The 25,659-nt window shown below is 57.2% G+C and carries 18 protein-coding genes; 8 read left to right on the top strand and 10 right to left on the bottom strand.

The annotated features are described in order from the left end of the window. Positions 1 to 112: 112 nt before the first annotated feature. Entirely contained in the window at positions 113 to 871 is a 759-nt protein-coding gene (locus R1T46_RS11810; RefSeq protein ID WP_317305483.1) for a DeoR/GlpR family transcriptional regulator, read from the top strand. Positions 872 to 1,070: 199 nt separating this feature from the next. Then, positions 1,071 to 2,600: a glycerol-3-phosphate dehydrogenase gene (glpD, locus tag R1T46_RS11805; protein ID WP_317305482.1), complete on the top strand. Its 1,530-nt coding sequence runs from the start codon at positions 1,071 to 1,073 to the stop codon at positions 2,598 to 2,600. Between the two features lie 28 nt (positions 2,601 to 2,628). Here glpD and R1T46_RS11800 read toward each other — a convergent pair whose 3' ends face one another. From R1T46_RS11800 to edd, 3 genes are read right to left on the bottom strand one after another with little or no spacing between them, the layout of a single operon-like run. Further along, positions 2,629 to 3,225 (bottom strand): uracil-DNA glycosylase family protein, encoded by a 597-nt coding sequence (locus R1T46_RS11800; protein ID WP_317305481.1) that lies wholly within the window; start codon positions 3,223 to 3,225, stop codon positions 2,629 to 2,631. Between the two features lie 57 nt (positions 3,226 to 3,282). Further along, a complete protein-coding gene (locus R1T46_RS11795) occupies positions 3,283 to 4,248 on the bottom strand; it encodes a glucokinase (protein ID WP_317305480.1) in 966 nt (321 codons plus the stop codon). Further along, on the bottom strand, positions 4,245 to 6,065 hold the full coding sequence (gene edd / locus R1T46_RS11790; protein ID WP_317305479.1) for a phosphogluconate dehydratase: 1,821 nt from the start codon (positions 6,063 to 6,065) through the stop codon (positions 4,245 to 4,247). Before edd ends, R1T46_RS11795 begins: the two co-directional genes overlap by 4 nt. Before the next feature lie 168 nt (positions 6,066 to 6,233). Between edd and gap the strand changes: the two genes are divergently transcribed. Both gap and pyk read left to right on the top strand, forming a co-directional pair. Beyond that, positions 6,234 to 7,241, top strand: a complete 1,008-nt coding sequence (gene gap, locus R1T46_RS11785; RefSeq protein ID WP_317305478.1) for a type I glyceraldehyde-3-phosphate dehydrogenase — start codon at positions 6,234 to 6,236, stop codon at positions 7,239 to 7,241. Between the two features lie 70 nt (positions 7,242 to 7,311). After that, a complete protein-coding gene (gene pyk, locus R1T46_RS11780; RefSeq protein WP_317305477.1) occupies positions 7,312 to 8,760 on the top strand; it encodes a pyruvate kinase in 1,449 nt (482 codons plus the stop codon). Between the two features lie 463 nt (positions 8,761 to 9,223). Here pyk and R1T46_RS11775 read toward each other — a convergent pair whose 3' ends face one another. The 3 genes from R1T46_RS11775 to zwf are packed head-to-tail and all read right to left on the bottom strand — an operon-like array spanning position 9,224 to position 12,090. Further along, positions 9,224 to 9,871: a bifunctional 4-hydroxy-2-oxoglutarate aldolase/2-dehydro-3-deoxy-phosphogluconate aldolase gene (locus R1T46_RS11775; RefSeq protein WP_317305476.1), complete on the bottom strand. Its 648-nt coding sequence runs from the start codon at positions 9,869 to 9,871 to the stop codon at positions 9,224 to 9,226. A gap of 37 nt (positions 9,872 to 9,908) precedes the next feature. Further along, complete coding sequence (pgl, locus tag R1T46_RS11770; protein ID WP_407070144.1) at positions 9,909 to 10,628, bottom strand: 6-phosphogluconolactonase; 720 nt, start codon at positions 10,626 to 10,628, stop codon at positions 9,909 to 9,911. Next, positions 10,615 to 12,090: a glucose-6-phosphate dehydrogenase gene (zwf, locus tag R1T46_RS11765; protein WP_041335525.1), complete on the bottom strand. Its 1,476-nt coding sequence runs from the start codon at positions 12,088 to 12,090 to the stop codon at positions 10,615 to 10,617. The genes pgl and zwf overlap by 14 nt, the downstream gene beginning before the upstream one ends. A gap of 214 nt (positions 12,091 to 12,304) precedes the next feature. Between zwf and R1T46_RS11760 the strand changes: the two genes are divergently transcribed. From R1T46_RS11760 to R1T46_RS11745, 4 genes are all read left to right on the top strand, one after another. Next, positions 12,305 to 13,177 carry a MurR/RpiR family transcriptional regulator gene (locus R1T46_RS11760; protein ID WP_036205103.1) on the top strand — a complete coding sequence of 291 codons (873 nt, stop codon included), beginning with the start codon at positions 12,305 to 12,307 and terminating at the stop codon, positions 13,175 to 13,177. 278 nt (positions 13,178 to 13,455) lie between these two features. Beyond that, positions 13,456 to 14,781, top strand: coding sequence for a carbohydrate porin (locus R1T46_RS11755; RefSeq protein WP_317305474.1), 1,326 nt, complete (start codon positions 13,456 to 13,458; stop codon positions 14,779 to 14,781). 245 nt (positions 14,782 to 15,026) lie between these two features. Then, the gene (gene pulA, locus R1T46_RS11750; RefSeq protein ID WP_317305473.1) at positions 15,027 to 18,185 is read left to right on the top strand and encodes a pullulanase-type alpha-1,6-glucosidase; all 3,159 of its coding nucleotides are present in this window, start codon (positions 15,027 to 15,029) and stop codon (positions 18,183 to 18,185) included. Between the two features lie 76 nt (positions 18,186 to 18,261). Continuing rightward, complete coding sequence (locus R1T46_RS11745; protein ID WP_075196280.1) at positions 18,262 to 18,693, top strand: hypothetical protein; 432 nt, start codon at positions 18,262 to 18,264, stop codon at positions 18,691 to 18,693. Positions 18,694 to 18,756: 63 nt separating this feature from the next. On the opposite strand, the gene ltrA is transcribed toward R1T46_RS11745, so the two are convergent. The 4 genes from ltrA to lon form a co-directional block, all read right to left on the bottom strand. Beyond that, entirely contained in the window at positions 18,757 to 20,148 is a 1,392-nt protein-coding gene (ltrA, locus tag R1T46_RS11740) for a group II intron reverse transcriptase/maturase (RefSeq protein ID WP_410797373.1), read from the bottom strand. A gap of 541 nt (positions 20,149 to 20,689) precedes the next feature. Further along, positions 20,690 to 22,543, bottom strand: a complete 1,854-nt coding sequence (locus R1T46_RS11735; protein ID WP_317305471.1) for a SurA N-terminal domain-containing protein — start codon at positions 22,541 to 22,543, stop codon at positions 20,690 to 20,692. A 173-nt stretch (positions 22,544 to 22,716) separates the two neighbouring features. Further along, positions 22,717 to 22,989: an HU family DNA-binding protein gene (locus R1T46_RS11730; protein ID WP_036205867.1), complete on the bottom strand. Its 273-nt coding sequence runs from the start codon at positions 22,987 to 22,989 to the stop codon at positions 22,717 to 22,719. Positions 22,990 to 23,227: 238 nt separating this feature from the next. Next, the gene (lon, locus tag R1T46_RS11725) at positions 23,228 to 25,645 is read right to left on the bottom strand and encodes an endopeptidase La (RefSeq protein ID WP_317305470.1); all 2,418 of its coding nucleotides are present in this window, start codon (positions 25,643 to 25,645) and stop codon (positions 23,228 to 23,230) included. Positions 25,646 to 25,659: the final 14 nt, after the last annotated feature.

The following is a 25,659-nucleotide window of genomic DNA, read 5'->3' as shown; positions in this document are numbered from 1 at the left end:
ACACAACCCCTTATGAATGCTGCACAAAGGCGCAAAACACTCTAAACTGAGAAAAGGTTTGAAATCGCTATTTCGTTCGTTACAGAAAAAACGCTTATCCGGAGGGAGTTGAATGGCACAACGACGCCGACAGGACCTGATCATGGAGCTCATCCAGCAGAACGGCTTCGTGACAACCGAGCAACTGGTTGACCAGTTCAAGGTGACGCCGCAAACCATCCGCCGGGATCTGAACGAACTGGCCAGCCAGAAAAAACTGCGCCGACACCATGGCGGTGCAGGCATTGATTCAAGCACGATGAACACAGCCTACCAAGCCCGTAAAATCATGGACCTGGAAGCCAAGGAACGCATAGCCGACGCATTGGTAGAGATGATTCCCGACAACGCCTCCATATTCATCAACATCGGAACCACCACGGAAACCATCGCCAAGGCCCTGCTCGAGAAAAGCAACCTTCAGGTGGTCACCAACAACCTTCACGTTGCATCCATTCTCTCGGCCAGGGAAGACTTCCACATCATCATCGCCGGCGGCGAAGTGAGAAACCGGGACGGCGGCATCGTGGGCGAAGCTACCCGGGATTTCATCAATCAGTTCAAAATGGATTTCGGTATTATCGGTATCAGTGGCATCCATAGCGATGGCTCGCTGCTGGACTTCGATTATCGGGAAGTCCGGGTCGCCCAGTCCATTATCGAAAACTCGGGCCAGGTGCTGCTGGCGGCGGATCACTCCAAGTTTGGCCGCAATGCCATGGTGCGACTTGGCAGCATTGCCCAGGCGGATCATGTGTTTACCGACGAACCACCTCCCGTCGAGATCCGCCAGCTTTTGCGTGAGAATAACGTTGAACTGCACCTGGTCTGAAACCCTCCCACCGATCTGACCGAATTACGGTCACCACCTGACAATGCCCCCGCTCTTTTGCGCCTCAGTCTTTTCGTTTTTTTTCTATATTTTCCTTTACGAATATATTTTGCTTTCGCATAATACATTTATACGTTTCTGTGAAAACCGGAAAGCGCGCCGGAAGTGTCCCTTCTTTGGCGGCAGGAGATGACACAAAATGACCGAGGAGAGCAACAAGTTCGACGTTGTCGTTGTGGGCGGCGGCGTTAACGGCACAGGCATAGCCATGGATGCCGCAGGGCGCGGCCTCAAGGTACTACTGTGCGAAATGAATGACCTCGCCTCAGCCACATCATCCAGCAGCAGTAAATTGATCCATGGTGGCCTACGATACCTGGAGCATTATGAGTTTCGATTGGTGCGTGAAGCCCTTGCAGAGAGAGAGTCACTGTTGCGGAATTCTCCTCACATTATGTGGCCAATGCGCTTCCGGCTGCCGCACCGCCCTCACCTTCGCCCCGCATGGATGATCCGAACCGGGCTGTTTCTTTACGATCACCTCGCCAAACGTGAGATCCTGCCCGGGTCGCGCCTGATCAAATTCGATGAGAAAGACCCGCTCAAGTCAGACATCACCAAGGGCTTCGAGTACTCAGACGGCTGGGTTGATGACGCACGGCTTGTGGTACTGACCGCCAAAAAAGCTCAGGAATGTGGCGCCACCATCCTGACCAGAACCAAGTGCATCAACGCCGAGCGCGGAACGGATTCGTGGGACGTATCACTTCAGGACATGAACGACGACAGCGTCCACCACGTTACGGCCAATGTGATTGTGAATGCTTCTGGCCCTTGGGTAAGCAGCCTGTTCAGCGAAAGTCTTTCCATGAAAGCGCCGAAAACCATCCGCATGGTCAAGGGCAGTCATATCGTTGTGCCCCGCCTGAACCGGGAGACCGAGGCCTACATTCTACAGAATGAGGACGAACGGATTGTGTTCGTCATTCCCTACGAAGACGAGTTCTCCCTGGTGGGCACCACCGACGTGGATTATGAAGGCGACCCGAAGAAAGCGAAGATATCGCCGGAAGAAACCGAATATCTGCTGGATATCGTCAACGGCCATTTCAAACGCCAACTAACGGAGAACGATGTAGTCTGGTCCTATTCGGGCGTCCGCCCGCTGATGGACGATGAGGAGGGAGACGCCAAAAAGGCTTCCCGTGATTATTCGTTTGAAGTCAGCCGGGAAAAGGACAAGGCGCCGGTCATCTCCGTGTTTGGTGGCAAGATTACGACCTACCGCAAACTCGCGGAAGCAGCGACGGACAAATTGTGCCAATTCTTTCCCCAGGCCCGCGGCCCATGGACGAAGAGGGGCACTTTGCCGGGTGGCGACTTCGAAAATCACGACACCCTCGAGGCCCGCCTGTCAGCCGAGTACCGGTGGCTTCCCGAGGCGGTCTACAGCCGCTATGTCCGCACCTATGGCACCAAGGCCTACGACTTTCTGGACGACGCGAAATCCATTCAGGACCTGGGCTATCGGTTTGCCGGCACACTCTACGAGCGTGAAGTCGAATACCTGATCAGGCACGAATGGGCAATGACTTCAGAAGATATCCTCTGGCGCCGCACCAAACAGGGACTGTATGCCACTGAAGGAGAGGTTCTCGAACTGGAAAGATACCTTTCCGCTCAGGCCACACCGAAACCACAAACCGTTGCCCTCCACCGCAGCGCCTGACTCTTCCGACGCCAACTGTCACCCGGCGCTACCCGAGTGCGTCGCGAACGCGACGTTGTAGCGCCGGAATAACCTCCTCTTCGAACCACGGGTTCCGACGCAACCAGAGATTATTCCTGGGGCTTGGGTGCGGCAGAGGGATCGCCTCCGGCCACACTTCCTGCCAACGCCTCACTCGATCCGTAACCGACACCTTCGGACCGGGCAGATGCCAGGCATGAGCGTATTGCCCGATCACCAGGGTGAGCTGTATGTTCTCCAACCGTTCCAACAGCAGATTCCGCCAGGCCGGCGCGCACTCCGGACGAGGTGGCAGGTCGCCTGATTTCCCGGTGCCCGGGTAACAGAACCCCATCGGCAGTATCGCCAACTGCCGCTCATCGTAGAAGGTGTCACGATCAACTCCCATCCATGCTCGCAGGCGGTCGCCACTGGGATCATTGAACGGAAGGCCGGTATCGTGAACGCGCCGCCCAGGTGCCTGACCCACGACCAGTAAACGGGCAGATTGCGAAATCTGGATTACCGGGCGTGGCTCGAGGGGCAAATGCGCTTCGCAAATCCGACACTGGCGCACGCGTGCCACCAACTCCTCAAACGGCATCCGGGAATAAAGACTGGTCATATGTGCCAACCACTCCAGAACAAGAGACCTATGTAGAACCTGGAAACAATCGTTGGATTACACTTCCGGGTTAGCCAGCGCCTCGGCGGCACCCAGCAAACCGGTATACCCCTCCATTACCACGTAGACCGGCGTCGATTCCAGCAGGGGCCGCATCCGTCCCTTGTCTTCGAAACCATTCTGAAACGGGCTTTCCAGGAAGAAATCGATGAACCTGGGAAGAATGCCTCCGCACAGGTAAACGCCTCCGGTGCCACCGAGGGTCAGAACCCCATTGCCGGCAACACGCCCAAGAATCTCGCAGAAATGCCGCAAGGTATGGCGCGCAAGCAGGTCGGACTGATCCAACGCGGCGGCGGTTATTTTCTCCGGCGCATCCAGGGGGGCGGCCACGCTCTGTATCTCCGCGTGTGCCTGGTAAAGGTTCAGCAAACCCTGACCACACAGAATACGCTCGACGGAAACGCGACCAAACCGGGCCTTCAGAATCCGCAGGATAGCCATCTCGGTGTCGTCTGTCGGGGCAAAGTCCACGTGACCGCCCTCGGTCACCAGCGGCACCCATCCGTGCTGCAATGGAACCAACCCTGACACTCCCAGGCCGGTGCCCGGGCCGATAACCAACCGGGGACGCGCCGCGTTGCCCGGGCCACCGCAAACGTGGACCAACTTATCGGCACTGACATGCGGAACTCCAAGGGCCATGGCGGTAAAGTCATTGATCACCTTGAACGCGCCCCAGCCAAACCGCCTGCGAACCTCCTCGCTATCGAAACGCCAGTGGTTGTTGGTCATCCGCACCTGAGTGCCCTGCACGGGCGATGCTACCGCAAGACAGACATCCTGCACCTCCCCTACGCCGCAGCGGGCAAGGTAATCAACGATGGCAGCATCAACATTGTCGTAGTCCCCGCAGGCAAGGACTTCAACAGCCTCAGGGGTAACGTCACCGGGGCGAACGAGAGCAAACCTGGCGTTGGTACCCCCGATGTCTCCTACCAGCGAGTAGTTGTCTTTGGTCATGCGTCGTGATTCCAGAAAAAGCTGGCGCCCTCTTCCGGGTTACTGGCGGCTTTGCGCATCCAGCCAAACAGTTCCCGGCCCAGGCCGTGATGATAACTGCTCAGGTCTGCTTTTTCTGCCTCGCGGCTGGCAAATTCCTCTGCCGACACTTCAATTTCCAGTGTGCCGGACACCGCGTCGAGGTTGATCACGTCGCCATTGCGCACCCGGCAAAGCTCACCACCATTCGCCGCTTCCGGATAGACGTGTATGGCTGCCGGCACCTTACCGGACGCTCCGGACATGCGACCATCGGTTACCAATGCAACCTTATAGCCACGGTCCTGAAGCACACCAAGGTACGGCGTCAGCTTGTGCAGTTCGGGCATGCCATTGGCTTTCGGGCCCTGAAACCGAACCACTACAACGCAATCGCGGTTGAGGTCACCCGCATCAAAAGCCGCCTTGAGTTCGTTCTGGTCATTGAACACAACGGCCGGCGCCTTCACAACCCGGTGCTCCTCCGCAACGGCCGATACCTTGATCACGCCACGGCCAAGATTGCCATCCAAAACCCGCAACCCGCCGTCCGGCGCAAAGGGTTCCGTGGCTGTACTCAGTACATCCGGCTTGGTACTTTTTTCAGGCGCCGGCTTCCACACCAGCCTATCATTCTCCATTTCCGGCATACGTGCGTACTGCTCCAACCCATACCCCACAACTGTCTCGACATCATTGTGAAGCAGGCCCGCACTCAGCAACTCACGGATCAGGAACGGCGTTCCCCCGGCTTCGTGGAAGGCATTCACGTCCTCCTGGCCGTTGGGGTAAATACGCGTCATGGAAGGCACCGCCGATGACAACTCGGAGTAGTCGTTCCAGTCGATAATGATGCCGGCAGCCCGGGCGATGGCGATCCAGTGAATGGTGTGGTTGGTGGAGCCACCAGTCACCAGCAGTGCCACCAGCGCATTCACGATACTCTTTTCATCCACCATATCGCCCAGGCCCAGCGTGCCTCCGTGGGGTTTGGACAGCCGGATAACCTGCTCAGTCGCCTCGCGGGTTAACGCTTCACGCAGCGGCGTTCCCGGATTTACGAAGGCCGACCCTGGCAGGTGCAGCCCCATCACCTCTACCAGAAGCTGATTGCTGTTGGCGGTGCCATAAAAAGTGCAGGTACCGGGGCTGTGGTAGGACTGGGACTCCGCCTCCAGCAACTCGTCCTTGCCGATCTTGCCCTCGGCATAGAGTTGACGAATACGCTGCTTCTCTTTATTGGGAAGCCCTGACGGCATGGGTCCGGCCGGCACCAGGATGGTCGGCAGGTAACCAAAGCTAAGCGACCCAATCAGCAGACCAGGAACGATCTTGTCACAGATGCCGAGCAACATTGTCGCATCGAACATATTGTGGCTCAGGGCAACCGATGCACTCATGGCGATGGTGTCGCGCGAAAACAAGCTCAGCTCCATGCCCGGCTGGCCCTGGGTCACACCGTCACACATGGCCGGAGTGCCACCGGCAAACTGCGCCACCGAGCCCATTCCGTTGGCCGCTTTGCGAATCACATCCGGAAAGTCCTGATAGGGTTGGTGGGCCGACAACATGTCGTTGTAGGCGGAGACAATGGCCACATTGGCCTTGTTCATGAATTTGAGAGTGTCTTTATCGGACTGGTTACAGGCGGCAAAGCCGTGAGCCAGGTTGCCGCAGGACAGCGTGCTGCGCTGGGGTGACTGGGCTTTGAGCTCTCCCATCCTGTCCAGGTAATCTTGCCGGGTGGCGCGACTGCGCTCAATAATCCGCTTGGTAACCGCGTCTACGGTCGGGTGCATAGTGGGTCTCCTGAAACTTGTTATCTAATTACTTTTTTATTCCCGTAAGTTTACTTTCTTTTTTTGCTATTTTCACCCGTCATCCATTCATTTTTCCATTATTTGTTGTTATATTTACTACATTACCCACTCAAACGAACAATAAACAGACAAATCTGGAGTCAGAACATGACTATTCGTATCGCAATTAACGGCTTTGGTCGCATTGGCCGGAATGTTCTCCGCGCACTTTATGAAAACGACTACCGAAACCAGATTCAGGTGGTAGCCATAAACGACCTGGGTGACGCCGAAACCAACGCTCACCTGCTCAAATACGACAGCGTGCACGGTCGCTTCAACGGCATTGTGAACCACGATGCCGAGTCACTCTCCGTCAACGGTGACCACATCGCCATCACCGCCATCCGTAACCCCGAAGAACTGCCGTGGAAAGACTACCATGTGGATGTGGTCTTCGAGTGCACTGGCCTGTTTACCGCCCGTGACAAGGCAGAGGGCCACCTCAAGGCCGGCGCACGCAAAGTCATTATCTCAGCCCCCTCTTCTGACGCCGACGCGATGGTTGTCTACGGAGTCAACGACGACGTTCTCACCGCCGAACACAACATCATCTCCAACGCCTCCTGCACCACCAACTGCCTGGCACCGGTTGTTGAAGCATTGCACAGGAAAATTGGCATTGAGAGTGGCCTGATGACCACGATCCACTCGTACACCAATGACCAGAAACTGAGCGACGTTTACCACTCTGACCTGTATCGCGCGCGCTCGGCCACCCAGTCCATGATCCCGACAAAAACCGGTGCAGCCGCAGCCATTGGCAAGGTGATCCCGGAACTGTCCGGAAAACTTGACGGACTGGCCGTGCGGGTTCCTACTATCAACGTTTCCCTGGTGGATTTCGGCTTCATTGCCAGCCGCGACACCACCGTGGAAGAAATCAACGAGGTCGTGAAAGCTGCAGCGGAAAACAACCCGGTCCTTGGCTACAACGCAGAGAAACTGGTTAGTGTGGACTTCAACCACAACGCCCTGTCCAGCATTTTCGACGCCAATCACACACGGGCCATGGGCCGTCACGCGAAAGTCATGGCCTGGTACGACAATGAATGGGGCTTCTCCAACCGGATGCTCGATAACGCTGTGGCGCTGATGAAAAAGGCGAGCCAGTAACTTTGCTCGTCCGCCCTTTCGTCCAGCACAACCGGAAAGCTTCACGGAAAAACAAAAGGAAACTGGAACCATGCTAAGGCGCACCAAGATCGTCGCCACTCTCGGCCCCGCCACCGATTCACCGGAATCACTGTCGGCCATTATTGCTGCAGGTGTCGATGTTACGAGATTGAATTTTTCCCATGGCAGCGCAGAGGACCATATCCAACGCGCCCGACGGGTGCGGGAATCTGCCGCCACCAATGGCCGGTTTGTCGCCCTGCTCGCCGACCTCCAGGGGCCGAAACTTCGAATCGCGCGCTTCGCGGAAAACAAGGTGACCCTCAAGGCCGGCCAACAGTTTATCCTGGACGCCAGCATGGATAAGGAAGCCGGCAATGAAGAGCGCGTCGGCATTGATTACGAGCAGCTGATCGAAGATGTCAAACCAGGCGACATCCTGGTACTGGACGACGGCCGCATCGAGATGGAGGTCGAGTCCGTCGACGGCACCAGCATCTCCTCCCGCGTTCTTATCGGCGGCCCCCTGTCCAACAACAAGGGCCTGAACAAGCGCGGCGGCGGCCTGTCCGCCGAAGCCCTGACCGAGAAAGACAAGCAGGACATCAAAACCGCCGCCCGCCTGGGTGCCGATTATGTCGCAGTGTCGTTTGTACGCACAGCCGAAGACATGCATGTTGCCCGCCGCCTGCTGAAGGAAGCCGGCTCGGAAGCACGCCTGGTTGCCAAGATTGAACGCGCGGAACTGGCCCACGACAACGCCGCTCTGGATGCGGTCATCGATGCGTCGGACGCGGTTATGGTGGCCAGGGGTGATCTTGCTGTTGAGATTGGCGACGCCGAGTTGGTGGGCGTTCAGAAGCACATCATCAATCGCGCCCGCGCCCTGAACACAGTGGTGATTACCGCCACCCAGATGATGGAATCGATGATCGAGAGCCCGATGCCCACACGGGCGGAGGTTTCCGACGTGGCGAACGCGGTTATGGATTACACCGACGCGGTCATGCTGTCTGCAGAAACGGCGGTCGGCGACTACCCCACGGAAGCGGTGGAAGCCATGGTGCGAATTTGCATGGGCGCAGAAAAGCATCCGTCGATGCATCAGTCCAAGCACCGCATCCATGAAAGCATGGAGCATGTGGATGAGGCGATCGCGCTGTCCGCTATGTATGCGGCGAATCACCTGGACGGTGTGACATCGATTATCTGCATGTCGGAAACCGGTGCCACTCCCCTGCTGATGTCGCGCATCAAATCCAGCCTTCCGATTTTTGCCTTCTCGCGCAATCATTCTACCCAGCATCGGGTGACGATGTTCCGAGGCGTACAGACGGTGCCTTTTGATTCGGCGACGATTCCGCCCGAGCAGACAAACTCGCGCGCGGTGGCTGAACTGGTTCGGATGGGGGCCGTCAAAGAGGGTGACCTGGTGGTGATTACCAAGGGCGATTATGTGAATGCCCAGGGCGGCACGAACACTATGAAGATTGTTCGTGTTGGGGCTGATATTCGCTAGACGGGAATTGGGAGGTGTCGTCTTTTGTAGCCTGATGGTTTTGGTGCCTTGAGGCTGCGGGGCGGGGCTTCCCAAAACCGCTACGAGCACATCCATGTGCGCTTGGAATTGGCCATCCCTGGCCAATTACATTTTGGGAAGCCCCGCCCCGCAGCCTCTTGCTTAGACCAATCGGATATCGCTAGACCACACTCTTGTTTACAACGCGTTATTCGCCGGAATGACCAAAGCTAGCCTCCCTCTTCTTCACGCAAAACATTGACTCAAAGCACTTCAAGCAGCCAGGGAGACACCTCTGAGACCGGAACAAGCGGTTGGTGGCAGGGCCGTTCGGGAATGTAATTGGCCAAGGATGGCCAATTCCAAGCGCACATGGATGTGCTCGTAGCGTTTCCCGAACGGCCCTGCCACCAACCGCGAACACCCCGATATCTCAGGCTACAGCCCGCAGATAACTCACAGGTCAAAGGTCACCAAGGCTCCCACGAACAATCTCAGAAATCTGCCCCCAATCACCGGAAGCAACCGCATCACCAGGGGTCAACCAGGTGCCACCAACGGCCGAGACGTTCTTAAGGGCCAGATAGTCCTTGGCAGTGTTGCGGCGGATACCGCCGGTCGGGCAGAAGGTAACGTCCGGGAAAGGGCCAGAGAAAGCCTTCAGGGCGGGGATACCGCCGGCGACTTCGGCTGGGAAGAACTTGAATTCACGGTAGCCAAGGTTGTAGCCAACCATCAGCTCCGAAATCGTTGAAATGCCCGGCAGCAACGGCGCTTCCGAGGTAACACCGAACTCCAGAATCGCCTCGGTGACGCCCGGCGTGATTACGAACTGGGCGCCCGCGGCTTCGACCTGGCGGTATTGGGCAATGCTGGTGACCGTTCCGGCCCCTACCCAGGCTTCGGGGATGGCTTTCCTTACCTGCTCGATGGCTTTCATGCCGTGGGGCGTACGCAGGGTGATTTCCAGCACGCGGATGCCACCGTCAACCAGGGCGCGGCAAAGTGGCAGCGCTTCGTCCGGGTGGTTAATGGTAATCACCGGAACAAGCGGGGAAGCGTTCAAGACCGCCTGGACGCGCTCGCGGTGAAAATTAGACAATTGGTTCATACATATCTCCGGTATAACAAATCTCGGGCAAACAGCTTCAAGCGCTCCAATAAACCTGCAGCCCCGGTTTCAGGAAAGCGCGGACGGGCATTTCGCGGATATTTCCGATATCACTGCAGGCAGCCTGCAAGGTTTTCAGCTTGTCATCCCCTTTCAGGTGCATCCCCGTGAAACCCGCGCGGCTCAAGGCCCGCAGTGTCAGCGTAATTCGCTTCTGGGGCTGGGAAGGCGGCGTCATCGGAGCCACGACTTCCGCCGAATCCGTATCAAGGGCTTGATCCAACTCCGGCGCATCGGGAAACAGTGACGCGGTATGGCCGTCGTTGCCCATGCCCAGGATCAGCACATCCAGCGGCAGATGGAGCCCTTCCAGGGCCGACTCCACGGCCGCCAAACCTTCGGCCGGCGTATCGCCGGGCTGCTTGAGGGACAGGTATCGGGCTTCCGAGGCGGGGCCCTGTAACAGGTTTTCCCGCACCAGGCGGGTATTGCTGTCTTTATCGTCTTCGGACACCCAGCGCTCGTCCGCCAGCAATACATCAATGCGCGCCCAATCCAGCGGCTTTTCCCGCAAGGCCTCGAAAAATGGCATCGGGGTTGATCCACCAGACACCACAAGGCTGGCACGCGGCGCGATCAGAAGCCGCTCCGAGAGGTGCTTCGCGACCGCATTCGCCAACGCAACTGCGGTGTCGTTGGGGGTATCAAAAAAATACGCATCCACCGACTCCGGCAGGTTCAGGTCACGCATCTTCATACCAGCTCCTTCCGTCACGGGTAATCATGGCGATGGAGGCAACCGGGCCCCAGGTACCTGCGGCGTAACGTTTTGGCGGCACGCCACTGTCGTCCCAATTGCGCATGATCTGGTCAACCCATTGCCAGGCGTGTTCCACTTCGTCGCGACGGACGAACAGATACTGATTGCCTTTCATGACCTCCCAGAGCAGGCGCTCGTAGGCGTCCGGGATACGATCGGTTTCGAAGGTTTCCGAGAACGTCAGTTCCAGAGGCCCCTGGCGCAGGCGCATACCTTTATCCAGACCCTGGTCCTTGGTCAGAATTTGCAGGGACATGCCCTCGTCCGGCTGCAAGCGGATGATGAGTTTATTGTTCGCCAGGTGCTTCTGATCCGGATCAAAGATGTAGTGTGGCGCCGGCTTGAAGTGAATAATGATCTGCGACAGCTTTTCCGGCAGGCGCTTGCCCGTGCGGATGTAGAACGGCACGCCGGACCAGCGCCAGTTATCGATCTCGGCTTTCAGGGCCACGAAGGTTTCGGTCTTGCTGCCGCGAGCCGCACCCTCTTCTTCCAGGTAGCCAGGCACGGGCTTTCCGCCACTGGTGCCAGCGGTGTACTGCCCGCGCACCACATGGGTATCCATCATGTCCGGAGTGATGCGGCGCATCGCCTTCAGCACTTTCACCTTCTCATTGCGGATACTGTCTGCAGACAGGTCCGACGGTGGATCCATGGCGATCAGGCACAGGAGTTGAAGAAGGTGGTTCTGCACCATATCGCGAACCTGACCGGCTTTGTCGAAATAGCCCCATCGGCCTTCGATACCTACACTCTCAGCCACGGATATCTCGACGTGGGAAATATGATTCTGGTCCCACTGCGAGGCAAAGAGGTTGTTGGCAAATCGCAGCGCGATCAGGTTCTGGACCGTTTCCTTACCCAGATAATGGTCGATACGGAACAATTGGTTTTCGTTGTAGACTTCGCCCAACTCATCGTTGATGACCTTGGACGACTCCAGGTCGTGACCGATTGGCTTTTCGACAACCACCCGGGTGTTGTGATCACAGCAGTTGTTTGCCCTGAGGTTACGCGAAATCTCGCCGTACATGGCTGGTGGTGTCGCCATGTAGACAATCAGGTTGCTGGGTTCAGTGCTGCGCCAGTCGTTGAGGGCACCGTAGCCATCAGGGTTGGCAAAATCGAGGAACTGGTAATCCACGCGCCGCAGGAACTGCTCAGCCACCTCGGCGTCAAATTCGACTTTCTTGACGTGCTCTTTCAACTTGCCCAGAAGGATCTTGCGAACCTCGCTGCTGTCTGCCTTGTTTCTCGCGATTGCTAAAATACGAGTGCCCTTATGGAGCAGCCCCGCACGCTCAAGCTGATACAGCGCGGGAAACAGTTTGCGTTGCGCCAGGTCACCAAGCGCACCAAACATCATCAGGTCACAGCGGGTATTTATCGGATCAGCCATCGGTTCCTTCTCTCTTTGTTTTCATGCAGCAGCGCACTACTGCACGACTCGAGGCATCAATGTAGTAATTTTATGCAAATAATGACACCAAATATGACGTTTTCCAAGGATATTTTCGAATTAATGACACTTTTACTACCACAAACCTCCCAAAAACACGCTATAATCAGCGCGGATTTTCACAAGAACGCCGATGATTCAGGGAGTATCCCAAATGGCTGCGAACCAGGCGCAACGCGATGACAACCTGCTCGAAGATATCCAGCTAAGACTGGACACGCTCAATAAATCGGAGCGCAAGGTTGCCGAAGCGATTCTTCGCGACCCAAGTGCCGCCACCCGATACAGCATTGCCGCTCTGGCAAGGGCAGCAGACGTCAGTGAGCCAACCGTTAATCGTTTCTGTCGCGGCTTTTCAGCCACCGGCTTTCCTGATTTTAAAATACGCCTGGCCCAGAGCATTGCCACTGGCACACCGTATATTGGCCAGAATGTGGAACCCGACGACACTGTCGCAGAGTTTTCCGACAAGATCATGCTCAGCACCATCGCCAGCCTGGACAAGGCACGTCAGGCCCTTGACCCAAAAGCACTGGCGTCGGCTATCGACTATCTGATCCAGGCCAAGCAGATCAACTTCTTCGGCATGGGCGGCTCCGCACCCGTTGCCATGGATGCCCAGCATAAGTTCTTTCGTTTCAATATCCCGGTCATGTCGTACGATGACGCCCTGATGCAGCGCATGGTTGCCGCGGGGGCCACCAAGGGCGATGTCATCGTGCTGATTTCCTACACCGGGCGCACCCGCGAAACCGTCGAGATTGCGCAGCATGCGCGCACCAACGGCGCTACCGTTATTGGCATCACCATGCCCGGTTCTCCGCTGGCGGAGGTCTGCACCGTGGTCATCGAGGTAACCGCGCCGGAAGACACTGAGGTTTATATGCCGATGTCCTCCCGCATTATTCACCTGACGGTGATCGATATCCTCGCGACCGGCGTGACTCTCAAGCGCGGTGCAGACTTCCTGGGCCACCTTAAAAAAATCAAGGAAAGCCTGAAACCAACTCGCTTCCCGACGACCTGAGCACCACACAGTCTAAAGGTAGCAAAACCACTGATTTAGCATCTCATCCCTCTACGCCCCTCCTCCCCCTGAAAACTCACCCCCCTTTTTCTTCAGGGCGGAGGATGCACTACCCCACCCGTTACAGGACTATGAAATCCGGTTTCCCAATGTCTGATTGGCAGAAGCTGCAATCAAGGGAACCGGAGGCCTGTTCCGGAACTGACTGTCCACGACACGATGTCGGAACTTCCGCTTCCCTGACATTCAAAAAAGACAAAAAGCACAGGATGCAGATGATGCAAAACAATAAGCGCTTTTTCCCGAACAAACTCCCGCTTGCGGCTGCGGTCACAGCTGCCATCATGGCTACGCCCGCCATCGCCGTTGAGTTCCACGGTTACGCCCGCTCAGGCCTTTCCACCAACACCAGCAGTGGCGGGGAACAAACCTGTTTCGGTAGCGGTGCCAACGGCCACTTTGTCGGACGCCTTGCAGACGAATGCGACACTTATGCTGAACTGGCCTTTGGCGACCAGCTCTTCAGCCAGGACGGTAAAACGTTCCGCTTCGATTCCATGGTTTCCTACGAAGCCATCAACCAGGGTAACGACTACCAGGCATTTGACGGCGCCGACGATGTCAACGGCGTCGATTTTGCCGGCGAGGAAACCACTCACAACAACGGCAACCCCTATAGCGGCGGCGAAGTAGCGGTGCGTCAGCTTTACGTGTCCGGCACTAACGTCATCGAATCTCTGCCTGGCGCCACGCTCTGGGCTGGCAAGCGCTACTACAAGCGTCACGACGTGCACCAGCTGGACCTGTACTATATTAACAACTCCGGCTACGGTGCCGGCGTTGAAAACATTCAGGCCGGTGCTGGCCAGTTCTCCGCTGCATGGATCAACTTTGACAAGCAGGAAAGCAACACCATCGTTCAGAACAACAAGCTGGACCTGCGCTACGCCTTCCCGGTTGGCGAAAGCACGCTGACACTGGCGGGCATCTATGGCATGGCCGACCTGACCGATGAGCAGGAAGCGGCCGACATCATGGACGAGGATGGTTTCTTTGGTACCGTTGAGCTTGCGACGGGCTTTATGGGCGGCTTTAACAAGTTCGTCCTGCAGTATGCGACCGACTCACTGGGCGAAGCAGCATTCAATAACCAGGGTGGCAATTCAAGCCTCAATGGGCCCTACTACCCCGGTACGCTTGAGAAGAGCTGGCGGGTTCTGAACCATGGTGTAATCAAACTCGGTGGCCCGTGGGAGCTTGGCTACTCCGCCCTGTATTCCAAAGGTGAAACCTACGGCCCGATCAATGAAGAAGAACCCACCCGCCTGAGCGTTGTTGCTCGCCCGATCTACAACTGGAACTCCGTGACCAGCACGGCTCTGGAAATTGGCTACGAGGACGTGCACCAGCCCTATAACGACGAAGAGACCGATCTGCAGAAGGTAGCCATTGCGCAGCAGTGGAGTGCCGGTCCCGGTTACTGGGCACGCCCGGTGATCCGCGCCTACGCCGCAGCGTTCTTTGGCGATCAGGCGGAAGCCGCTCGCAGTGAGGGCATCGATGGCGACATCCAGATCGGTGCCCAGATCGAAACCTGGTGGTAAGGCTCTAAACCCCACACACTCTCGTTGGACCTCCTTGGGCCGGCTTTTCAGCCGGCCTTTTTTGTGCGCTCTCCCTTTACTTTCTACTCCCCGTACGCCCCGCGGACTACGCCTGCAAAAGTCCGTTGCCGAAGGATGTGTGCCGAATCGCTTCGCGCAACTATGACCGTGTGACGCTTGCGTACAGGTCCTGCCGGTTCGCAGGCAACACCCCAAACAAAAACAATGGCAAAAGGATACACGTTATGCCTGACCATAAACGGGTTGCCGGCGGCTGGGCCCTGGCACTCTCCCTGGCCCTTGTCGGCTGTAACTCCGATAGCAGCAACTCTTCACCCGATTCCGGCAACAACGGTGGAAACGACGACTCAACCGCCCTGCTGGAACCCGGCGACAACGAAGCCATCCTCTATTACAAACGCCCCGCCGGCGACTACGACGGCTGGGGGCTCCATCTCTGGAACGACACCGCAGCCGGTTGCGATGGCCTGGCGGAAGGCGTGCCTACCGAGTGGACCGACCCACACACCTCCAGTGGTGTGAACGACACCTACGGCGCCTATTACATCATTCCCATGCGCGATGGCGGAGACTGCATGAACTTCATCATGCACAAGGGTGATGAGAAAGACCTGGGTGACAATGATAAACGCTGGCATTTTGGCGCCCTGGGCAATCGGATCTTCACGATCAGCGGCAGTCAGTTGCTCTCCCCCGACCCGATCGAAGCCGAGGAACTGGCCGTCGACGGCGCCAAGGCACACTGGCTGGATGCCAATACGCTTGTTTTTGCCGACACCGCCTCGGCAACCCGAGTCGAACTTCGATATGACGCTGGCGCCGGCATCACTGTCGATGACTCCGATAAAACTCTGAACGGGGGCACCGCTATTGAGCTGAGCGCAACCACCCTCTCGCCAGATCTGAAAGAGGCATTCCCCCATCTTGCGGGCTGGCCGGCCTATAGCGTGGACACAGACAGTCAGACCAAAATGGACGCTTTGCGCGGCCAACTGATTGCCGGCGCCTACAATGGCAATGATGAGCTGATATCGGCTACCCGCCTTCAGATCCCGGGTGTGCTCGACGATCTCTATGCCTATGACGGCACTCTGGGCGCTACCGTTAGCGGCGCCGATACCGGGTTTGCAGTTTGGGCCCCAACCGCCCAGAGCATGCGCCTGCACGTGTTCAATGCCGACGGCAGCATGGTGAGCGGCTATCCGGTAGACATGATTCGGGAGAATGGTGTCTGGAGGCATACCGGCAATACCACCGATGTCGACCGTAAGTTCTACCAGTATGAAGTGACGGTCTACCACCCCCGTACCGATGCCATCGAAACCACTATGACATCGGACCCCTATGCCCTGAGCCTTTCCGAAAATGGGGTGTATGCGCAGGTCGTCGACCTGGCTGACAGCGACTTGAAACCGGCCAACTGGGACAGCCTGACCCCACCGACAGTGCAGGCACCCGAGGATGTCGTGGTGTATGAAACCCATATTCGCGATTTCAGCGCCACCGACGAAACCGTTGCAGCGGCCAATCGGGGCAAGTACGCCGCCTTTACGGAATCCACCAGCGATGGCGTCACCCACTTGGAAAGCCTGGCGAACGCTGGCATCACCCACCTCCACCTGCTGCCGTCCTTCGATATCGCAACGATCAACGAAGACCCGGCCGAGGTGGTCAATATCAACGACGACTTCAGCAAACTGTGCGACCTGTCCGACGAAGCCGCAGCGAACTATGCGGACCTCTGCGGCAGTGGCGATACCATCCGCACGGTCCTGGCATCCTTCGACCCGACAACCGGCGACGCCCAGGCGCTGTATGGCACTTTTCGTGGCCTCGACAGCTTCAACTGGGGCTATGACCCCGTCCACTACACCGTTCCCGAGGGCAGCTATGCCTCCGATGCCAACGGCGTAACCCGGATACGGGAATTCCGTGAAATGGTGCAGTCCGCCACCAATCTGGGCCTGAACGTGGTCCTGGATGTGGTCTACAACCACACCAACGCCTCTGGGCTTGCCGACAAGTCGGTCCTCGACAAACTGGTCCCCGGCTACTACCACCGCCAGAACCCCGAAACCGGTGTCGTTGAGCAATCAACCTGCTGTGAAAATACGGCGTCCGAGCACCGGATGATGGAAAAACTGATGATCGACTCCCTGGTCACCTGGACATCGGAGTACGGCATTTCCGGATTCCGCTTCGATCTGATGGGGCATCACATGCTGTCGAATATGGAGAAGGCATTGGCCGCCGTAACTGCAGTCGATCCAGACACCTACTTCTACGGTGAGGGCTGGAACTTCGGTGAAGTCGCCGATAACGCTCGTGGTGTCAACGCCATCCAGCCGAACATGGCCGGAACGGGCATCGGCTCCTTCAACGACCGCCTGCGTGACGCCGTACGTGGTGGTGCCCCCTTCGATGGCGGCGACGCACTGCGCGCCAACCAGGGCTTCAGCAATGGTCTGTTCAGCATTCCCAACGACCGAAACAGCGGCAGCGACGCTGAGAAAACTCGACTACTGCAGATCAGCGACTGGATCCGTGTTGGCATTGCCGGCAGCTTGAGCGACTATTCACTGGTCACCGCTGATGGCACCACCAGAACCGGCGGAGAGATCGATTACAACGGTCAGAATGCCGGGTATACCAGCGATCCCCAGGAAATCATCAACTACGTCTCCAAGCACGACAACCAGACGCTCTGGGACAACAACCAGTACAAGGCGGATTTCGCCGCCACGCTTCAGGAACGTGCCCAGATGCAGGTGGTGAGCCTTTCCGTCCCCATTCTCAGCCAGGGCATTCCCTTCATCCATATGGGCTCGGAATTGCTGCGTTCCAAATCCATGGAAAGGGACAGTTACGATTCCGGGGACTGGTTTAATGAAGTCGACTTCAGTTACCAGGAAACCGCCTGGAATCGTGGCCTGCCCCGTCAGGACAAGGACGGCGCGAACTGGGACCTGATCACCGAGATCATCGGCCAGTTCCAGGCCGGCCCAACGCCAAGCGAGATCGACTACACCCGCGAGCAGGTCGAGAAGTTGTTGACGGTTCGTGGCGAAAGCGAGCTCTTCCGTCTACGCACCGCTGAACAGGTCAGTGAACGGCTGTCGTTCCACAACACCGGCCCCAGTCAGGTACCCGGCGTGATCGCCTTCAGTCTGGACGATGGCCCCGACAACGGCCTGGCCGATCTGGACAGTGACGTGAATCAGATCGTCGTGGTGATCAACAGCACAGGGACCCAACAGGCACTGGACACCAGCCTTAACGAGGTCTTCTCAGTGATGACGGACACCTCCCCGGAACAGACCGCTGCGGCAGCGAACGGCACCTTCACGGTACCCGCCCTGTCAGTGGCTGTATTCAATCGATAAGGCCGCTGACAACGGCACCTGGCGGCCCCGTGGAGGAACAGATCCCATGGGGCCAGCAACCATAAAGGAGACAATCATGAACAGGAAACTCACAACGCTGGCTTTGGCCTCGGTTATGGCCATCACAGCCGGTTGTGCCACCACCGGTGGTGAACGCGATTACAGCAAATCCTTGTATCTACGTGGGCAATTTGCCTGGTGGGATGCACTGCCGGAATACAAGGTCAAGAAAGTGGACAACGGGCTCTATCGCACGGAAGTGGAACTCAAGGCTGACGGGCAACCCTACGAGTTCAAGTTTGGTGATGCCAACTGGACGTCAGGCACCAATTGCGGCTATCTGTCGGAAGAAGACAAAGATGTCCAGCTGAACAAACCGGTAAAGACTAATTGCTCCGCGGTCTTCGAAAACTTCCGCTTTACCCCGCCCGAGACCGGTACCTATGGGTTCTACTTCGATGTACGCGGGGAGACCCCCGAAATCTACATCGACGAGGCCATCGAGTAGGAGGGGGAGTTACCTCCCCCGTCCTCTCACACCACCGGGCATACGGTTCCGTACCACGGCGGTTCATGGTCGGCTCTGAAGCCGAGTCATCGTATCCAGCAAGCTTACCAGAGACAGACGGTCGAATACCCTCTTAGGCAGGGCCGCGTTCATATGAGTCGCGCCACTGTTCCACCAGGGTCCACGACCATTGGTCGCGCTCCTCCAAGCCCTTATCTCAGTCAAGCCTAGCCGTACCAGGTTGCGGGCCCGCGTGCGGGTCCGCTTCCACTGCTGCCACAGGATCAGGCGAAGCCGCCGTCTTATCCAGCCATCCAGGGCTTCGACCGAACGCTTCGAGGCGGTCAGGCGATAGTAATTTGCCCAGCCTCTCAGCACCGGGTTCAGGTTCCGGATGGTGGTCGTCAACGACTGTCCCCGTGACCGTTTCAGCAGGGGGCGAAGCTTGGCCATGAAGGCCTTCAGGCTTTTGGGCGCGACTCTCAACCGGACCTGACGTTTATGCCAGCTCACGCTGTAACCCAGAAAGCTCCGACGCCAGGGGCGGTCCACGGCGCTTTTCACCGTATTCACCTTCAGGCGCAAGCGCGTTTCCAGGAAGTGGGTAATACTGGCCATCACCCGTTCGCCGGATCTTTTGCTGCTGACGTAAATGTTGCAGTCGTCCGCATAGCGGCAGAACCGGTGTCCCCGCCGCTCCAGCTCCCGATCCAGTTCGGTCAGGAGCACGTTAGAGAGCAAGGGCGACAGGGGGCCGCCTTGCGGCGTGCCTTCCCGTCTCGGGCTGACCAGTCCTCCTTCGAGCATGCCGGCTTGCAGGTAACGCCGGATCAGGGTGAGTATCCGCCGGTCGGCTATGCGACAAGCCAGCAGGCTCATCAGCACATCGTGGTTGACCCGGTCAAAGAACTGGGCCAGATCCAGATCGACCACCCAGCGGTGGCCGTCGTTGATGTGTTGCTGCATCGCCTTGACCGCCTGGTGGGCACTTCGACCGGGGCGGAACCCATAGCTGTGATCCGAGAAGGTCGGCTCCAGCATCGGGCTCAGTGTTTGGTGAAGTGCTTGCTGGATCAGGCGATCCTGCACCGTCGGAATACCCAGTATCCGTTCCCCGCCTTGCGGCTTGGGGATGCTGACCCGGCGTACCGGTTGAGGATGGTAGTCTCCGGCCAACAGCCGCTCGCGCAGTGTTGGCCAATGCTGTTGCAGGTGGCCCTTCAGGGCTGTTACCGGCATCTGATCGACGCCAGCCGCCCCTTTGTTGGACACCACCCGCTGATACGCACGCATCAGGTTCGGGCGCTCAAGCACCTGCTCCATCAGCGCGTTCGGCTCCGCGTTCGTCCACGGGTGAGCCCCCGCGCCTGCCTCGACACGGGCCTCAGTACCTGCCGGGTTCCGCCCAACCCCTTCCTGAATGCCCTGACCCATCCGGGTCGCTTCTGTCTTCATAAGCACATCACGAGAACTCACCGTCTACTAACGGCCAACCATGTTCGGTCCTTCAGTACGCGGTAACGCACCTACTATGACCTCGGCTGAGTTCTGGCTCCCCATCCCCACCTCTCGCGAAGTGAGTAGCACAGCGGCAGAGAACCAGACTTCCCAGGGTAAGACGCGTGACCTTCACACTTATGCCAGCCGCATTTACGTCCACACCTTCCGTGCAAGTACAGGGCTTTGACGATAGTTGACGCCTTACCCGGTGTGACCGCCTCATATGCGATTTCTGTTCGTCAGGCCAGTGCTTTGCCTGCGGCTTCCTTCAGATTCCATCTCACGATGGACACCCTTGCCGTCCGGCTAGTGGTTCCCCTTGCCGGGTCCACAGGGGACTTGCACCCCCAAGTCATCCGGCCAGCACCACCTGTACCGGAACAGCGCCCGTCAAGGCGCTACGCGCCATGCCTGGCGCACAACTAAAAAAGCCCGGGACGTTGCCCGGGCCTCTCGTGCAGTGCAAAAAGGCACCCGATAACGGGTGCCTTTTTGTTTACGGCCGCTCTATTTCGGCGTTCTCCCTGAGGAACTGCTGATATGCCTGATACTCGCGCTGCCCCTCAAGTGACGCGAGGAAACCGCGAAGCTGCCGGAATTCACCACCATCCCGGTTCACGTCACCCTCGTTAACCGCATCAAGGGCCACGATGGTCGCGCTGTCATTGGACACCACCGAGCCGTAGACATTGCCACCATCACCAGGGCGCTGAAGTGAAAACACCTGGGACATGACAGCACCACCGAGCTCTGAGTTGCTCCTGGGCTGATCCTCATAGGATTGCCACTCCTCAAGCGCCAACTCTTCAATGTTCTTGCCTGATTCAAGGTCAGCGATGATCGCGTCAGCACGCTCGCTGAGCGCTTCGCGAGTCTTCTGACTGGTCAGCGCCGCACGGATTTCATCGGCCACTTCTTCAAGCGGCTGCTGTTGTGCTTCCTGGTACTCACCCACCCGAGCCACGACGGACATGTTATCGCCGACGTCAATGAGCTCGGTGTTAAAGCCTTCGGTCAATACATCCTCGGAAAACAACTGGCGGATCAGACCCGCGTGATCAAAGGGCGCTTCACCCCCGTTCCGGGTGATACCACTCTTTTCCCGCACTTCAAGGCCCAGCTCCTCTGCAGGGCCGGACAGATCGTCAGCCGCATAGGCCAGGTCCGCAAGCTCTGAGCGAACTTCGGCAAAACGCTCGGTGGCCTCACGCTGGGCAAGCTCACGGCGGAGTTGATCTTCCAGCTCTGCCAATGGGGGTGCTTCGGTTTTCTGCACGTCCTCAAGCTTGATGAGATGAACACCGAAGCTGGTGGACACCGGATCGGATACTTCCCCTTCTTCAAGTGCAAACAGAGCTTCTTCGAAGGCCGGATCGTAGACACCGCGCTCAGCAAAACCCAGATCGCCCCCCTGCTCTGCGGAAACCGTATCCACAGAGAATTCTTCAGCCAGCGCTGCAAACGACTCACCGCCTGTCAGACGCTCCTGAATCGTCGCCATGGTCTCTTCAGCGTTCTCTCCATCCTCAATCAGGATGTGTGAGGCACGTCGTTCTTCGCGGGCCAACTCAGAGGACCGCTGTTCATAATAGTCTCGCAGTTGGTCATCACTGACATCGATGGTTTCGGCAAGTGCTGCCAATGACAGAACGATGTAATTGGCATCCACGCTCTCAGGCAGCTTGAAGGCGTCCTGATTCTCATCGTAGTACGCTTCCACATCGGCCTCGGTCACCTCCACTTGATCGCTCACAGCGTCTGCAGAGAGCGTCGTCACACGGAAGTCACGGGTCTGGTTCTGGATGCGCAGCAACTGGGCCACATTTTCATCCGTCACTACGCCGCTTTGAGAGATACCAGCACGGATCTGGTTAACCACATACTGCTTCCGCATGGTTTCGCGGAACTCGGCAACGCCCATTCCCATATTCCTGACCGCAGAGACAAACCGGTCGCGGTTAAAGGTACCGTCCACCTGGAACTGGGGCATCTGAGTGATCAGGGAGTCAATATCGGCATCGGAGAGTTCCAACCCCTGGTCTTCGGCGTTCAGGGTCATCACTTTTTGCTGGATCAGGGCATCGAGAACATCCTGACGTACCTGATCTTCATCCAGCAACGACGGATCCGGATTCTCCATCTCGGACAGGCGGCGTTGACTCTCGATCTGTACAACCCGGAGGAATTCCCTCTCGGTGATGTCTTCCCCATTGACCGTTGCCACTTCAGGCTCGCCGGAAAAACCACCGACAATCGCGTCCATTCCCCAGATCGAAAGTGAAACAATCAGAAGGCCAATGATGATTTTGGCAATGGTGCCCTGGGCATTTTCCCGAATATCTTGAAGCATGTCTCTCCCGGATCCCTAATCAAAGTCTGTGAGGGTCTCTTAACGTAAAAAGGCGCATTCTTTCAGGAATGCGCCTTGAATTCATCTGGAGCAGGCTGGCAGCGGTATCGCCACCGGACCAACCGCTCCGACAATGACCGGGAACCCCGGACATTGCCAGATGAAAGAGTCCGTTACTTAACGGAGTCTTTCAGGGCCTTACCTGCCTTGAACCCAGGCACTTTGGAGGCCGGGATCTTGATCTCGGCACCCGTCTGCGGGTTACGGCCAGTACGAGCGGCACGCTCTTTAACAGAGAAAGTACCAAAACCAATCAGGGTTACCTGATCGCCTTTTTTAAGGGCACCGGTGATAGAGGTGGTCATGGCATCCAGAGCACGGCCAGCAGCGGCTTTGGAGATATCTGCGGATTCTGCAATTGCATCGATCAGTTCGGACTTGTTCACACTAAACCCCTTCGATTTCAGGTTGAAGATGTTATAGGTTGGTTTGTTGTTTCCTGGACGTTCCCGACTATCGCATAAGCGGTCAGAGAATTCCATTCTTCACTATTTTTATTCCTTTCGGTTACTAACCGGCGTTCGGAATAGGCACTAACTGCGCGGGAGCCCTTGATATTGGCTGCTTCACGGCGAAACAGTTATACCAATGGGCTCTCTCGCATGTCAACAATACAACGAGGGTTTAATGTGTATTTATGCGCTCAGCCGCGTCGCCGTCATCGTCACGGGGAGTACCAGCACCCGGTTTCGAGGACGAATCTTCCGCACGTGGCTCGGGCGGATAGGCCAGTGCAATGTCCAGCACCTCATCAATCCATTTTGCAGGTCGGATATCCAGTGATTCCTTGATATTCTCCGGTATCTCTTTGAGATCTCGAACATTTTCATCCGGGATAATCACCGTCTTGATGCCGCCTCGATGGGCCGCCAGAAGCTTTTCCTTGAGGCCTCCGATGGCCAGCACGCGCCCCCTCAGGGTGATCTCGCCGGTCATCGCCACATCGGCCCGAACCGGAATCTGGGTCAATGAAGAAACCAGTGCCGTGCACATGCCGATACCGGCGCTAGGACCATCTTTTGGCGTCGCACCCTCAGGAACGTGGACGTGCAGATCGTGTTTTTCATGGAAATCGTCACTGATACCCAATCCCAACGCACGACTTCTGACCACTGTCAGGGCAGCCTGGATTGACTCCTGCATCACATCGCCCAGGGAGCCGGTCTTGACCACCCGCCCCTTGCCTTTGGTCAGTGCACATTCAAGAGTCAGCAGCTCACCACCAACCTGGGTCCAGGCAAGACCCGTCACCTGTCCAACCTGGTTCTTCTCTTCGGCCAGGCCATACTTGAACTTCTTGACACCAGAATAGTCTTCCAGCATCTCCGGCGAGAGCGTCACAGAGGCCTTGTCACCGCTTTCAACATGATCACGCACCACTTTACGGCAGATCTTGGCGATCTCACGCTCAAGGCCGCGTACGCCAGCCTCACGAGTGTAATAGCGAATCAGGTCACGAAGCGTTTGCTCCGGCATGTCCAGTTCGTTTTTCCGCAGGCCATTGGCCTTGACCTGTTTGGGCAACAGATACTTCAGCGCAATATTGACCTTCTCGTCCTCGGTGTACCCGGGAATACGGATAATTTCCATGCGGTCCAGCAGCGCCGGCGGAATGTCCATCGAGTTCGACGTGCACACAAACATCACATCGGAGAGATCGTAGTCGACCTCCAGGTAATGGTCGTTGAAGGTGTGATTCTGTTCCGGGTCGAGCACTTCCAGCAACGCTGATGCCGGGTCGCCGCGATGGTCCATGCCCATTTTGTCGATCTCGTCGAACAGGAACAGCGGGTTCTTCACCCCCACCTTGGACAGCTTCTGCAGCAACTTGCCCGGCAAAGCCCCGATATAGGTTTTGCGATGGCCACGAATCTCCGCCTCATCACGGACGCCACCCAGCGCCATACGCGTGTACTTGCGATTTGTTGCGCGGGCGATCGATTGGCCAAGAGACGTCTTACCAACACCGGGAGGACCTACCAGACAGAGAACCGGACCCTTCACTTTCTTTACGCGGCTCTGGACAGCCAAATACTCCAGAATCCGCTTCTTGACTTCGTCCAGACCGTAGTGGTCCTCATCCAGAATGTCGCGGGCCTTCTCGATGTCGTGACGAACCCGGCTGCGCTTTTTCCACGGAATGGCAAGCATCCAGTCGATGTAACCACGCACAACCGTTGCCTCCGCAGACATCGGTGACATCATTTTGAGCTTGTTCAATTCCGCTTCGGTTTTCTTGCGAGCTTCTTCGGGCAGGCCGGCTTCTTCCAGCTTCTGTTCAAGCTCTTCAAAATCGTTGTTGCCCTCACCAAGGCTGCCCATCTCCTTCTGGATGGCCTTCATCTGCTCATTGAGATAGTACTCCCGCTGACTGCGCTCCATCTGTTTCTTGACGCGGCCGCGGATGCGTTTTTCGACCTCGATCAGATCAATTTCGCCGTCCAGCTTGCCCAGAAGCAAGTCAACGCGCTGACGAATCTCGAGGGCTTCGAGGAGTTCCTGCTTCTCGGGAATCTTCAGTTCCAGATGAGCCGCCATGGTATCTGCGAGGCGCTCAAGCTCATTGATGCCGGTCAGCGCATTAGAGACTTCCGAGGGCACTTTCCTGGAGAGTTTCACGTACTTCTCGAACTCGTCCATCAGGGTTTTGACCAGTACTTCCTCTTCCTTGGCCGGCAGCGAGTCCTCATCCATCAGCATGGCCGTACCGGCGAGATACTCGTCATCAGCGATGCCGGTAATGGTTGCACGGGCGTTGCCCTCCACCAGGACCTTAACAGTGCCATCCGGCAACCTGAGCATTTGCAATACCGTGGCTACAGTACCCATGGCAAACACATCATCCGGGCCTGGTTCGTCCGTTGACGCATCTCTCTGGGCCACCAGCAGGATTTCCTTGTTGCCCTCCATGGCCGCTTCCAGTGCCTGTATGGACTTCTCTCGACCCACAAACAGCGGCACCACCATGTGCGGGAACACCACCACATCTCTCAGTGGCAACAGCGGGTATTCTTGCACGGACTCTTCAGGTATCAGGGTCATAGAAAATCCTCTGA

Origin of the sequence: Marinobacter salarius, assembly GCF_032922745.1 — a bacterium.
Taxonomy (GTDB): domain Bacteria; phylum Pseudomonadota; class Gammaproteobacteria; order Pseudomonadales; family Oleiphilaceae; genus Marinobacter.
Note: the sequence above shows the minus strand (reverse complement) of the source record. Positions and strands in the feature narration are given on the sequence as shown.